Below are 14,193 nucleotides of genomic sequence, written 5' to 3' on the forward strand. Positions count from 1 at the left end.
ACAGGGGCGGCAACACACAACCAAATAACCAATTCAATTACAATAAATTGGTATCAATAAAACTTGGCACACTATTGAGTTCTCAAACAACAACCACACCCAACCAACACATCCGAACCATCAAACAATCCGTAACGATCAGCGCCGGGGCAACTTTCTAACCTTACCCGCATGAATTTATGTATGTCAAATCCTTGATTTCGACTGAATTCAAACTTTCATTTGAACACGCACCATTAGGCCTATTTTCGAGGCCACGTGGTTTGGTCTAGTCCGGATCTGAACCATTCGTTCAGCGGAGTACTAACATTAGCACCTGCCCGCCGTGAACACAAAACGACGGGCAGGTGAACTTCGAGAGCCAAGTTCCTAGAGGCCAGAGGGCTCTGCCGGAAGTAGATACACGGCACTTAGCGGTGGAACTCGTAAACGAAGAGAGGCATCCCTTCCATCCCAGGGCAGTTCCTCTGCCTGCAAATCCCCAACATTGCGGACATCGGAGCCACCATAGATGGAAAGATCCGTGTTAAGGGATTCTCTCCACACCCCGGCTGAGGGTAGGCCCACGCGGTAGCCTTCATACGCAACGCCAGCGAAGTTGATGATGCACACCAGCGGATTACCTGCTTTGTCCCATCGGATAAAGGAAAGAACGTTATTTTCCGTATCTCCACCGTTGAGCCAGCTGAAGCCATCAGCAACGTTGTCCAGCTCATACAGTGCCGGGGTGTTCACATAACTGGCGTTTAGATCCTTGACCAACTCTTGGATCCCACTGTGGGCAGGGTTCTCTGCCAGCCACCAGTCAAGACCGTGCTGTTCACTCCACTCTGCTTCCTGGCCGAACTCCGTTCCCATAAAGATCAGCTGCTTACCCGGATGAGCCCATTGGAATGCCAAGTAGGCCCGAAGGTTTGCCAATTGCTGCCATCGATCTCCTGGCATCTTACGCAGCAGGGATCCCTTGCCATGGACCACCTCGTCATGGCTGATGGGCAGCAGGAAGCTTTCCGTAAACGCGTACGCCAGCGAAAAAGTGATCTGGTTGTGATGCCAGCCGCGGTTGATGGGGTCTTCCGCCATATAGGTCAGCGAATCATGCATCCAACCCATGTTCCACTTGATGCCAAATCCCAGTCCGCCTCCGCTAGTGGGTGCCGTAACTCCTGGGAACGCCGTGGACTCCTCAGCAATAGTGACAATACCGGGATTGCGGCGGTAGGCAGTTGCATTCATTTCCTGCAAGAAACTGATGGCTTCCAGATTTTCCCGGCCACCAAAGCGGTTGGGGCTCCATGCCCCGTCGTCGCGGGAATAATCCAAATACAACATGGAGGCAACGGCGTCCACCCGCAGTCCGTCAATGTGGAATTCTTCAAACCAGTAGAGTGCGTTGGCTACGAGGAAGTTGCGAACCTCGTTGCGGCCAAAGTCAAAAATCAGCGTACCCCAGTCAGGATGCTCACCTAGGCGAGGATCCGCGTGCTCGTACTGCGGGCCACCGTTGAATTTGGCCAGCGCCCATTCATCCTTGGGGAAGTGAGCCGGCACCCAATCCATGATGACGCCGATCCCGGCCTGGTGCAGGGCATCCACAAGATGCCGGAACTGGTCCGGGTGGCCAAACCGCGAGGTTGGAGCGAAGTAGGAGGTGACCTGGTATCCCCAGGAACCGCCAAAGGGGTGCTCGGCTACGGGCATGAGCTCAACATGGGTGAAGCCTAGCCACTGCACATACTCAACGAGTTCCTTAGCCAGTTCCACATAGCTCAGCCCTGGCCGCCATGATCCAAGATGAACCTCATAGACGCTCATGGGGGCGTTGTGCGGATCGGTTTTAGCCCGCTGCGCCATCCAATCGCCGTCTTGGAATGCGTACGTGGACTCCACCACGCACGACGCCGTCAGCGGTGGCACTTCGGTGCCATAGGCCATGGGGTCAGCTTTTTGCAGCCACGCTCCGGCCTCGGTGAGGATCTCAAACTTGTAGCACTCCCCCGCCGCAACATCGGGGATGAACAGCTCCCAAATACCGCTGCTGCCCAGGCTCCGCATGGCATGGGCACGGCCATCCCAGCTATTGAACTCACCAATGACGCGCACAGCCTGCACACCGGGAACCCAGACGGCGAAGCTGACGCCGGAAACCTCACCTAGTTCCGAGTGGTAACGCTTCACGTGTGCGCCGAGGACTGTCCACAGCGTCTCGTGCCGGCCCTCCCCAATCAGGTGCATATCCAGCTCGCCCACTGTTGGCATGTAGCGGTAGGGGTCATCGCAACGGTGCACGCCGTCCGCGTACTGTACATCCAGGCGATAATCAGGGACCCTACCTGAATCATCCACGGGAACCACCGCCACCCAGATGCCTCCTTGTTCGTGGCTCATGGGGTAGCTCTCGGTACTTGTGACCACGTGGGCTGACTGTGCCAAGTGGCGCAAGGTGCGGATGGTTGCAAAACCCTCGCTGCCCAGATGGCCACCTAGCACTGAGTGTGGCGCGTAGTACGTGCCTTCAGAAATTCTGGCCAAAACATCTGCATCTACTGCCATCGGGGCGAGTTCATTAAGTCCCACGTCCACACCACTTTCCCTTGATTCAAACAGTTCCCGCACGGCATTTACCGGCACCCAAACCCAAGTGGGCCGGTTTTGTAATTCATACACAACCTCATAAAGAGCTTTGTCTAGCCACAATGCCGTGAAAAGCGCAGAATTCTGGCCAGTTGTTGTGCCAGATCTACTCTCGTAGCCCGCAATGAACGCGGCGGAGGCACTCTTGGCCCATGCTGCTGCTGCAAGCTGGGAGGTCTCTGCGGTACTCGCGGCTTGCGCACCGGCGTATTCGAAGGACCGCAACATGCCCACCACATCCCGCAACACCACATCCGCTTGGCCGCGATCAGCAAGCGGACGCAACGGCTCCCCCTCGAAGTCCAAAACATGCCATTGCCCCGCACCGAGTACTTCCTGGTGAAGCAGTTGACCTAAGTGCAAGTCGCCGTGGATGCGCTGCAGTGGCGGAAGCTGGTTTATTTGATCCAGCTGTGCCAAAACATCCTGGAACTGGCCAGAGTAAGCTCCCACGGCGGAGCCAGCAAGCCCCCAGCCAGCGCGCAACCGCGCCGAAAGCCCGCCGATAAACTCAGTGACGCCCGCCGAATTCTGGCTGTGCGCACCCATACTTTCCGCCAGTCCGCGGTGAACCTCGGCCAAGGCCTCACCCATGGTCTGGGCTTGCTCGGAAAAATCCGCACCCTCGGCGGCAGCGGCCAAAGCGAAGGTCCATCCATCCACGGCGCCTGGCACAAAGTCATGCACCACAAACAACGTAGTGTCATTGCGCACGTTCTCCACCGAAAGCCTCAGCGCAGGAACCTGCGGGACGGCACTGCGTCCAGTCAGACCGGCAAGGGCCCTGCCGATTTCCTGTTCAGGGTGCACGCCCTGTTGCAGAACCCTGAAGAACTTGGCAATGAGGGGCTCTCCCGCCAGCTCAAAGATGACGGACGTGTTTGACTGCTCGGTCCCCACCACCCTGACGTGAGATACGCCGCTACGGGAGACGGAGTTGGTGCCCAGAAGATGGGCGAGCCGGTCATCACTCCAGCCGCGCACTCCCATCCCGGAAGTTCCTGCCCCCAACGTGCCAGACTTAGCCGATCCGCCCAGCAGTTCCAGCCACGCTCGCAGAAAGGCCGGATCAGTGAGTGCGTCGTACACGCGTGCACCTGCCACGTGGCCAATCTCAACACCAGGCACCTCAGCGTCACAGAGCTGTTCTGACACAGCTGAGCTAAAACCAGATGTGTGGTGAAAACTCAAGGGCACTTGCAGTAGGAAGCCACTGCTGGCGTGGTGCTGGGCTGGGGAAAGGTGCTCGCTTGGCGCCACCTCGGAGTCCGCTGGCCCAACCCGCACAAATACCACCCTAAAGGAGACGCCAGGGGTCAAAGACGGTAATTCCAGCTCTGACTCAATGACCATCTGTTCCCCGTCTACATCCTTACGGGGGTACCAACGTTGGTGGGGCAACCATGTTCCCAGCAGGTCAAGCAGTGACGCGGCCATCAGTAGCCTAGATCCGTGCCGTCAATGACCGGCATTGATTGGGTATGCACGGACAAGGCGTTGGACGCTTGTGAGCGCACCCTGAGCCAAAAGAAGTCGTACGAGCCCAGCGTCACGGTGAGTTGGCCGCCGTCGTCAATTCCGGGGAAAATATCGCCGCCAAACACGTCACGCAATCCGCGGTTGGCCAGCTTGGGTGCGCTCACCGTGGCGCAGGCGGGGTGCTGAGACAGGTTGTAAATGCACAAGATAGTTTCAGGCTGCTCCCCCTCCTCGTTGCCCACTGGCAGCACTCGCAGGAAGGCTAGCACCGACTCGTTGGACGTGGTGAGGGATTCGTAACGGCCCAGGCCAAAGGCTGGGTGGACCTTACGGACGCCAAGAATTTGTTTGTTCCAATGCAGGAAGGAACTAAAGTGCGCCACCTGCGCCTCCACGTTCACGTGGTTGTAGTGGTACACGAGCGACTGCACAACCGGCAGGAACAGCTTGCCCGGATCCGCGCTGGAAAAGCCCGCATTCCGGTCAGGGTTCCACTGCATCGGCGTGCGGGAGGCGTCCCTGTCATCGAGCCAGATGTTATCCCCCATGCCGATCTCGTCCCCGTAGTACAGAAACGGACTTCCGGGAAGGGCCAGCAGCAGGGCGTTGATCAGTTCCATCTCTGCCCTGGAGTTGTCCAGCAGGGGCGCCAGCCGCCGCCTGATGCCGACGTTGGCCTGCATGCGCGAGTCAGGTGCGTACCAGCCGAGCATGGCTTCACGCTCGCTAGGTGTCACCATCTCCAGGGTGAGCTCGTCATGGTTGCGCAGGAACGTCCCCCACTGGGCACCAAACGGGATGTCAGGAGTGTTGGCCATGGTTTCAATGATCGGTGCGGCCTTCTGATCCCGCAGCGCATAGTACAGCCGCGGCATGATGGGGAAGTGGAAGGCCATATGGCATTCGGGTTCCTCGGGCGTGCCGAAGTAGTCCACCACCTCATGGGGCATCTGGTTTGCCTCGGCGATGATGATCCGGCCGGGAAACTCCCTGTCCACCATGGCCCGCAGGTCCACCAGGAACTGGTGCGTTGCCGGCAGGTTCTCGCAGTTGGTGCCATCTTCGGCAAACAGGTAGGGAATGGCATCCGCCCGGAAACCATCGATTCCCTGAGCCAGCCAAAACCGCACCACGTCAAAAATGGCCTCGCACACGGCAGGGTTCTTGAAATTCAGATCCGGCTGGTGACTGAAAAACCGGTGCCAAAAATACTGGCGGCGGATGGGGTCAAAGCCCCAGTTGGACTCTTCCGTATCTACGAAGATGATACGTGCGTCTTTGTAGAGATCGGTGGTGTCACTCCACATGTAAAAATCACCGTAGGGCCCCTCCGGATCCTCTCTGGACGCCTTGAACCAGGGGTGCTGGTCAGAGGTGTGATTCAGTGGCAGGTCAATGATGATCCGCATGCCACGTTCGTGCACTTGGGTCACCAGCGACTTGAAGTTGGACATGGTGCCGTACGTCTCCATGACAGCCGTGAAATCACGGACGTCATAACCACCGTCCAACAGGGGCGAATCAAAGAACGGCGGTAGCCAGAGGCAGTCGATACCCAGCCACTGTAGATAGTCCAGCCGTGAAATCAGACCGTCAAAATCTCCCGTCCCGTCACCGTTGGAATCGGCAAAGCTCTGCACAAGTACTTCGTAGAAAACAGCCTTTCGGTACCAGTGCGGATCGTGTGAGACACCGGGGGCGTTCAGGTTGAAGTGCGGTGCGCTGTTGTTGAAGCCAAAAGCCATAGCGTTATCTCCTAACGTGCAGAATATGTGCCGGTTCCATGTGCGCGTCGAGGCGGAAGTAGTTCTTTTTGCCCCAATTCCAGGTGGCCCCGGTGAGCAGGTCGTTTACCAAGAACGTGCCGTCCGGGGACAGTCCATCCAATTCCAGCGCATCAAGATCGAGGGTCACTTGGCCCTCACGCATGCTGTGCGGGTCCACGTTGATGACCACAATGATGGTGTCCTTACGTGCCGGCTCGGTGGCCGTGGCGGCAATGTTTTTGTGCTTGCTAAACACCAAGGTGGCGTCATCCGAGCTCTCGTGCAGGCTCAGATTCTGCAAATCCAGCAAAGCCGGGTGTGCACGCCGAATCTCATTTAGGCGGCTCACAAACGGTGCCAGTGACTTACCATTCGCCTGCGCAGCGGCAAAGTCCCGGTCCTTGTACTCATATTTCTCGTTATCAATGTTTTCTTCGGAGCCGGGGCGTGCCACATGCTCATACAGCTCATAGCCGGCATACATGCCCCACAAGGGGCTGGACATGGCGGCGAGGATTGCACGGATCTTGAACGCTGCGGGCCCACCGTACTGCAGGTACTCAGTGAGAATGTCCGGGGTGTTCACAAAGAAGTTGGGGCGGAAGTAGCCTGCCGATTCGTGGCTCACATGGACTAAGTATTCCTCCAGCTCCTCCTTGGTGTTGCGCCAGGTGAAGTAGCTGTACGACTGCTGGAAACCAGCCCGGCCCAATGCTGCCATCATGGCCGGGCGGGTGAAGGCCTCGGCGAGGAAAACGACGTCGGGCCTCTCTGCATTGATGGTGCCAATGAGCCATTCCCAGAACCAGACGGGCTTGGTGTGCGGGTTATCAACCCGGAAAATCCGTACACCCCGCTCAATCCACAGCCGCACAATCCGCAAAATCTCTGCGCTGAGCCCGGCCGGATCATTATCAAAGTTCAGGGGGTAAATATCCTGGTACTTCTTGGGCGGATTCTCCGCGTAGGCAATGGTCCCGTCCACCCGCGTGGTGAACCATTGCGGATGCTCGGTGGCCCAAGGATGATCAGGGGCGCATTGCAAGGCAAGATCGAGCGCAACTTCCAGCTCCAGCTCTTCCGCGGCTGCAACAAAGGCAGCAAAATCTGCTTCCGTGCCCAAGTCCGGGTGGATGGCATCATGCCCGCCGGCTGCCGAGCCAATGGCCCACGGAGAACCCGGATCCGCCGGTGCCGCCACGAGCGAGTTGTTGGGTCCTTTGCGGTTGATGGTGCCGATGGGGTGGATGGGCGGCAGGTACACAACGTCGAATCCCATGGCTGCCACCGCTGGCAAGCGATGCGCGGCAGTGCGGAAATTCCCACTGGTCCACTCCCCCGTGTCAGGATTGCGGCGGGCACCCTCTGAACGCGGGAAAAATTCGTACCACGCGCCACGCCCGGCGGCATCCCTCTCAACCATCAGCGGATATTCAGCGCTGCGCGTCACGTGATCCCGCAGCGGGAAATGTGCCACGGCGGCACGGACCTCCCTGCCCGTTCCGCCAGCCAGACGGTCATTGGTGTTGAGGGAAGAATCTGCCAAGGTCCGCGCCGACGCCTTGAAAACTTTGGCGGCCTCGGGAGCAGTGGCCTTAGCATCTTTGGCAGCGGTACTCAGTAGCAGCGCCCCTTCTGCCAGCATGACCTCGACATCAACCTCGGCATTGATCTTGACCTGCGCGTTGTGCGCCCACGTGGCGTAGTTATCGGTCCAGCCTTCGATGGCAAAGCTCCACGCACCTTCGAAGGCGGGCGTCAGTACCCCATGCCAGCTATCCGAGCCCTTAGCCCCGGGTTTCATGGCGGTGCGCTGTGCCTCGCTTTTATCCGGCGCCAAGAGAATTGCGGTGGCACCCAAGGCGTCATGCCCTTCACGGAAAATCACTGCGCTGACCTGCACATCAGCACCGCGAATGGCCTTGGCGCTGAAGCTGCCAGCTTCTAAGACGGGCTGGACATTCGTGATGGGAATTCGGCCAAAGCGCAAGCCCTGCCGTGGATCAGCGGGCGCGCTGGAAGGCGCAGCAGCAGGCACCCCTTTGCCTGATTTTGAGAGGGCGGGGCCCGAGGAGGCGACGGGCACATTACGCGAAGGCTTGGAAATACTCACAAAATGAACGTTAGCGACTCGCGGCCCGGATTGCTAAGGTCCCCCGCCATTTTGGCCAGATGGCCGTCACACGAGCACTGATTCGGCAGAACACTTGACGGCGAGGGTGCTGGCGGACGTAACACGGCGCCAATTTCTCACATTTACTCTTCGGCCCCGGCAGGGTTGGGCTAGTGTGACCGGCATGAAGGCAATCCGCAGATTTACTGTCCGCACACTCGTTCCCGCACAAATTTCTGCCTTAACCCGGCTGGCCACCAACCTCCGCTGGTCCTGGCATGTGCCCACGCGTGCCCTGTTCGAATCGTTTAACCCGGAACTTTGGGAAAAATCCCGTCACAACCCGTTGGCCATGCTCGCTTCACTCTCCCGTGAGCAGTTGGCGGATTTGGCAGCTAACCCTGACGTGGTGGCGCGTGTGGCACAGGCGCAGGAAAGTCTTGAAAGCTACCTGACAGAGCCCCGCTGGTACCAGGAACTCGGCGCTGGAACACCTGAATGCATTGCTTACTTCTCCCCCGAATTTGGTATCACCGAGGTCTTGCCACAGTATTCCGGCGGACTGGGTATCTTAGCTGGTGACCATCTAAAATCCGCATCGGACCTAGGGGTGCCGCTGATCGGCGTCGGACTTCTCTACCAGGCCGGTTACTTCAAGCAGTCCCTGTCACGGGACGCCTGGCAGCAGGAAAGCTACCCTCTGCTGGACCCCGATGCTCTTCCGCTGACACTGATGCGCGAGGAGGACGGCACCCCTGTCCAAATTCAGCTTCCCCTGCCGGAGAATCGGGTATTGCGGGCTCACGTGTGGCGTGCAGACGTTGGCCGGGTACCCCTGCTATTGCTCGATTCCAACGTGGCCGAGAACGACGACGCCGCCCGCGGTGTCACCGACCGGCTGTACGGTGGCGGCGGGGAACACCGGCTCACACAAGAACTTCTGCTGGGCATGGGCGGGGTGAAGGCGTTGCGTGTGCACGCCCGGCTGAGCGGCACCGCGGCACCTGAGGTGTTCCATACGAATGAGGGACATGCAGGATTCTTGGGGATCGAGCGCATCCGCGAGCTCATGGACCCAGCCCTCACACCCGAGCCGCTCACGTGGGGCGAGGCCTTGGCTGCCGGCCGTGCCTCGACTGTTTTCACCACCCACACCCCCGTTCCTGCCGGCATTGACCGCTTCCCCCGCAGCATGATCGAAGACTTCTTCGCCGGGCCCTTGGCTCCTGGCGTTCCCGTTGCGGATATTTTGGCCCTGGGCGCGGAAAATTACGACGGCGGCGATGGTGAAATGTTCAACATGGCCGTCATGGGTCTGCGCCTAGCTCAACGCGCGAATGGTGTGGCGAAGCTGCACGGTGTGGTCTCGCGCGGCATGTTTTCCGGTATGTGGCCGGGTTTTGATACGGCCGATGTGCCCATCACCTCCGTCACGAACGGTGTGCACGTGCCCACGTGGGTTGACCCGGCGCTGGCCGAGCTGGCACGGGAACGTTTTGGCGCCGAGGTCCTTGACGGGCCTGACTGGTCCAAGGTGTACGAGGTGAGCGACGAGGAAGTGTGGGCCATGCGCCGCCGCCTGCGGTTGGCTTTGGTGAAGGACGCCCGACGCCGGCTGCGCTCCTCGTGGAAGAAGCGCGGCGCAGCCGATGCGCAGCTGGCCTGGACGGATGCCGCCCTGGACCCGGACGTGCTGACGATCGGTTTCGCCCGGCGCGTGCCCACCTATAAGCGACTGACGCTGATGTTGCGGGACCCCGCCCGGCTGAAGGCGCTCTTGTTGCATCCAGTGCATCCGATCCAGATCATCATTGCCGGAAAGTCGCACCCAGCGGACGACGCCGGCAAGAAAATGATCCAGGATCTGGTCCAATTCACCGACGACCCCGAGGTGCGGCACCGGATTGTGTTCCTGCCCAACTACGACATCGCCATGGCACGCACGCTCTTCCCCGGCTGCGACGTCTGGCTGAACAACCCGCTGCGCCCCCTCGAGGCGTGCGGCACCTCCGGCATGAAGGCCGCCATCAACGGTTCCTTGAACCTCTCCGTCATGGATGGCTGGTGGGATGAGATGTACGACGGCGAAAACGGCTGGGCGATCCCGACGGCAAATACCGGGGCCGGGGATTCCGAACGGGACGACATTGAGGCGTCAGCGCTGTACGAATTGTTGGAAACCCAGGTTGCGCCGCGCTTTTACGGTGAAGTGGTGGCTGCCGCAGCAGGAGCTGCCGGAGCGTCACAACCGCACCAGAGCGCACTTCCCGCACATTGGATCTCCATGATCAAGCACACCCTGGCTCATCTGGGACCCGCCGTCTCAGCGAACCGCATGGTGGCCGAATACGTTCAGCGTTTGTACCAACCGGCAGCTGAGGCCGGGCGGGCAGCCCGGGCAGAGAACTATGCTTCCGTGCGGGAGCTGGCGGCCTGGATTGAGCGGGTTAGGCCAGCATGGCAGGAGATTCATATTGACCATGTGGAATCCCACGGGCTCACTGACGAACCACAAATTGGTGAAACCTTGCAAGTCCGCGCCCACATCACGTTGGGTTCACTGAGCCCGGCCGATGTTCGGGTCAACGTTGTGTATGGCACAGCAGGAGATTCAGATGAGCTGAACAACACTGCGGATCTGGCCCTTGAATCCGTCCAGGACAACGGGGGCGGCAAGTACCAGTTCTCCGCTGATTTGCTGATAGACCGTTCCGGTGACTTCGGTTACTGCGTCCAAGTCCTGCCCCGCCATCCGGCACTGGCTAACCCCGCCGAGCTGGGGCTCATCACTACGGCGTAGGGGCGGGTCTCTAGCAGCGCGGCGGGCTTGGTGTTTCTGCCAGCCCGCCGGGCGTGGTATCAGCCAGCCCGCCAAGCGGGCTGCTACTGGACAATGAGGTCGTTGCGGAAGAGCAGAACCGTGTTGGCGTTGGCTCGTACGGCGTCTCCTGCTTGAACCGGCGGTACCGAACGGGACTGGCGGAAGGTGGGTCCGCCGTCGCGCGAGACAGTTGGTGACTCCGTACTCATGATCAGCCTATAGGGCAGCGATACGACGGTGCTCACGTCAGGGTTGGTACCGTCCGGATTGGCGGTGCCGAGATTAGCACTGTCGAGATTAGCGCTATCCGGGTTGGTGCTGTCCGAATTGGCACTGTCCTGATTGGGACTGTCCTGATTGGTGAAACGCGGGTTTGCAGGTAGCACCACGTCCTCATCGGTGATGCCGGTATTAAAGACGACCAGTCCGTCAACCGCACCATCGGGGGACCCCATCAACATGGTGAGGACCCTTTCGTGCGGATTGCCCCAACGCTCGGCGCTCATGGGCTGGCCGTCAGCACCAAACCAGTGGATGAACGACTGCCCGCCACGAGTAGGGTAGCTGCTGGGCTGGGCGGCCAGAAATTCCTTGCGGATCTGCAACAGATACCGGGTGGCGGCGAGCATGGTCTTGGCATCTTCATCCATGGTCCAGTCAACCCAGGAAATTTCATTGTCCTGACAGTAGACGTTGTTGTTTCCGCCTTGGCTGCGGCCAAGCTCGTCGCCCGCAGTGATCATGGGAACACCCAACGCCAACAGCATGGTGGCCATCAAGTTCCGGCTGCTCCGGGCGCGCTGGGCCTGGGTGTGCGGATTGTTCGTGATGCCTTCAACACCGTGGTTCCAGCTGCGATTATTATTGGTGCCGTCGCGGCTATCTTCCTGGTTGTCCTCGTTGTGCTTGTGGTTATAAGCCGTCAGATCGGCCAGGGTGAAGCCGTCGTGGGCCGTGATCAAGTTGACCGAGGCCAAGCGGCTGCGGCCCGACGGCGCAAAAAGTTCCGCCGATCCGCCCAGGGCATCACCAAATTTTGCCAGCCCATTGTGATGGTATCCAGCCAGCATTGCAGCGCGGTCAGTCAGCCACACTTCGCGGACGCTGTCACGGAAAGAGTCATTCCAGTCAGCCCAGCCTGTGGGGAACTGTCCCGTCTGCCAGCCTCCGTAACCAACATCCCATGGCTCCGAGATCAGTTTCGTGGAGGACAGCACCCCGTCTGTGGCTGCTGCCAGCAGGAACGGATGTTGGTTGTTGAATTCGTGCTCGCCGTTGCGTGCCAATGAAACTGCCAGATCAAAACGGAATCCGTCAATATGGAACTCCTCAACCCAGAAACGCAGAGAATCCATCGCCATCTTAATAACGTGCGGATTGCTGAAGTTCAAGGTGTTGCCACACCCGGTGGTGTCGAAGTAGTGGCCATCACGCATGCGGTAGTACTGCTCTTCCGCCAAGCCCCGCCAGCTGTAGCTTGGCCCGCCCGGGCCCCCCTCGGCCGTGTGGTTGTAGACCACATCAAGGATCACTTCAATGCCTGCCATATGCAGAAGTTTGATCATGCCCTTCAGCTCGGCCTGCACGGCCTGCGGTCCACCCGCCTGCGCCCCCGCACTGGCATATCCAACATGTGGGGCAAAAAACCCCAGGGTGTTGTAACCCCAGTAGTTACTCATCCCAGTGCCGTGAAGATGAGGCTCATCAATGTGAAAATGGACCGGCAAAAGCTCAACGGCCGTCACACCGAGACCCACCAGGTGCTCAATCATGGCTGGGTGGGCCATGCCAGCGTAGCTGCCGCGGATTTCTTCGGGAATATCCGGATGCAACATGGTCTGACCGCGCACATGCGCCTCATAAAACACTGTTTCCCGCCACGGCGTGTTAGGCCGCTTGACAGTGCCCCAGTCAAACTCCTGGTCCATGCGCACTGATAAGTAACGAGTGACGCCATCCACGCCAACATGCTCATCAATGTACTGCCCATAAGGATCCAGCAAGAGCTGAACAGCTTCCGGATCAATGAGGAGCATTTCCTCCTGCGTGGCACCCAAATCGGCGTAAAAACCGTAGCGGGTGCCGGCAGGCATGTTCTCCACTAAGCCGTGGTGGACGCCGTCGGTCTTATCAGGGAGCAGCACAGCCTTCCAGTGTCCACCGGGAGGCTGGAAGCACAACACCACATCGCGGTAAGCCGGGGAATACACCGCCACATTGGCCGCAGCCTGCCCATGCTCCCGGGGAATGTGGCTGACGCCCAAGGGGAAATGGCGTGACAAGGCCGCGCCCAGGGTACTGATGGCTTCAATGACGGTGATGGCCATAATTAGCTTTTAGCCGAGCGCAGCTTCGAGATCTCGTACAAGGTGATTCCCACCGCCATGGAGGCGTTGAGGGATTCCATGGCCGAGTCAATCGGGATGGAGACAATCTGATCGCAATTTTCCCGAACCAGGCGAGACAAACCCTTACCTTCGGAGCCCACCACAATGCACACAGGCTCCTGCGCCAAACCGAGTGCCGGCAGCGAAACGTCGCCGTCGCCGTCAAGCCCCAGAACAAAGAAGCCCATCTTCTGGAACGCACCAATGGCACGGTTCAAGTTGGGTGCCTTGGCAACCGGCACGCGCACGGCGGCACCGGCGCTGGTCTTCCATGCAGCGGCGGTCACACCGGCGCTGCGGCGTTCCGGAATGATGACGGCGTGGCCTGAGAAGGCTGAGACGCTGCGGATGATGGCACCGAGGTTGCGGGTATCAGTGATGCCGTCAAGGGCCACGATGAGCGGGGCGTTGGCAATGTGCCCCTTCTTCCACTTGGCAAGAATTTCACTAGCCTTGTCCACGGCATCTTCATACTCGTAGGGCGGGATCTGCAAAACCAGGCCTTGGTGGATGGCATCTTCGGTGAGGCGGTCCAGCTCAGGCTTGTGCGCTTCCAGCAGCGGGATACCGCGCTCGGTGGCCAGCTTGATGGATTCGCGCACACGCTCGTCCATGTCAACGCGGACGGCGACATAGAGCGCCTTCGCCGGGATTTCCGCACGCAGCGCCTCAAGCACCGAGTTACGGCCCGTCACGAGCTCTTCTGTGGCCTTACCTTTGGGGCCGCTGTTGCGGCGCGGGGAGTTACTGGTGCCGGCGCGCTTGGCAGCGGAGCGATCGGCCAGCTCCGCGTTCTTGTAGGCCTTGTGATAGGTGCGCTCTGCAGCCTTAGGGGTCGGGCCCTTGCCCTCGAGTGCCTTGCGACCGAGCCCACCCGTGCCCTTGACGGGGCCCTTCTTGAGCTTGCGGACGGCGCCGGAACGGGGATTGTTGGCCATGGTAAAACCCTTACGATTGGTGCGGCGCCCTGTGCTGGCCCCGAAGTTCGTCAAA

6 protein-coding genes are annotated in these 14,193 nt (G+C 59.6%); 1 reads left to right on the forward strand and 5 read right to left on the reverse strand.

The window, feature by feature from the left end:
- Window positions 1-369 precede the first annotated feature (369 nt).
- Genes glgB through ABIB48_RS03385 form a run of 3 tightly spaced genes read right to left on the reverse strand, consistent with a single transcriptional unit; the run spans window position 370 to window position 7,917 of the window.
- Entirely contained in the window at window positions 370-4,071 is a 3,702-nt protein-coding gene (gene glgB / locus ABIB48_RS03375) for a 1,4-alpha-glucan branching protein GlgB (protein WP_354212059.1), read from the reverse strand.
- The gene (gene treS, locus ABIB48_RS03380; protein WP_315914106.1) at window positions 4,071-5,858 is read right to left on the reverse strand and encodes a maltose alpha-D-glucosyltransferase; all 1,788 of its coding nucleotides are present in this window, start codon (window positions 5,856-5,858) and stop codon (window positions 4,071-4,073) included. Before treS ends, glgB begins: the two co-directional genes overlap by 1 nt.
- Window positions 5,859-5,862: 4 nt before the next feature.
- Window positions 5,863-7,917, reverse strand: coding sequence for an alpha-1,4-glucan--maltose-1-phosphate maltosyltransferase (locus tag ABIB48_RS03385; protein ID WP_354212374.1), 2,055 nt, complete (start codon window positions 7,915-7,917; stop codon window positions 5,863-5,865).
- Between the two features lie 259 nt (window positions 7,918-8,176).
- Between ABIB48_RS03385 and glgP the strand changes: the two genes are divergently transcribed.
- Window positions 8,177-10,792: an alpha-glucan family phosphorylase gene (gene glgP / locus ABIB48_RS03390; RefSeq protein ID WP_354212062.1), complete on the forward strand. Its 2,616-nt coding sequence runs from the start codon at window positions 8,177-8,179 to the stop codon at window positions 10,790-10,792.
- Between the two features lie 83 nt (window positions 10,793-10,875).
- On the opposite strand, the gene glgX is transcribed toward glgP, so the two are convergent.
- Window positions 10,876-13,140 (reverse strand): glycogen debranching protein GlgX, encoded by a 2,265-nt coding sequence (gene glgX, locus ABIB48_RS03395; RefSeq protein WP_354212064.1) that lies wholly within the window; start codon window positions 13,138-13,140, stop codon window positions 10,876-10,878.
- A gap of 2 nt (window positions 13,141-13,142) precedes the next feature.
- A complete protein-coding gene (gene rlmB / locus ABIB48_RS03400; protein ID WP_354212066.1) occupies window positions 13,143-14,138 on the reverse strand; it encodes a 23S rRNA (guanosine(2251)-2'-O)-methyltransferase RlmB in 996 nt (331 codons plus the stop codon).
- Window positions 14,139-14,193: the final 55 nt, after the last annotated feature.

Origin of the sequence: Arthrobacter sp. UYCu511, assembly GCF_040547105.1 — a bacterium.
Lineage (GTDB): Bacteria > Actinomycetota > Actinomycetes > Actinomycetales > Micrococcaceae > Specibacter > Specibacter psychrochitiniphilus.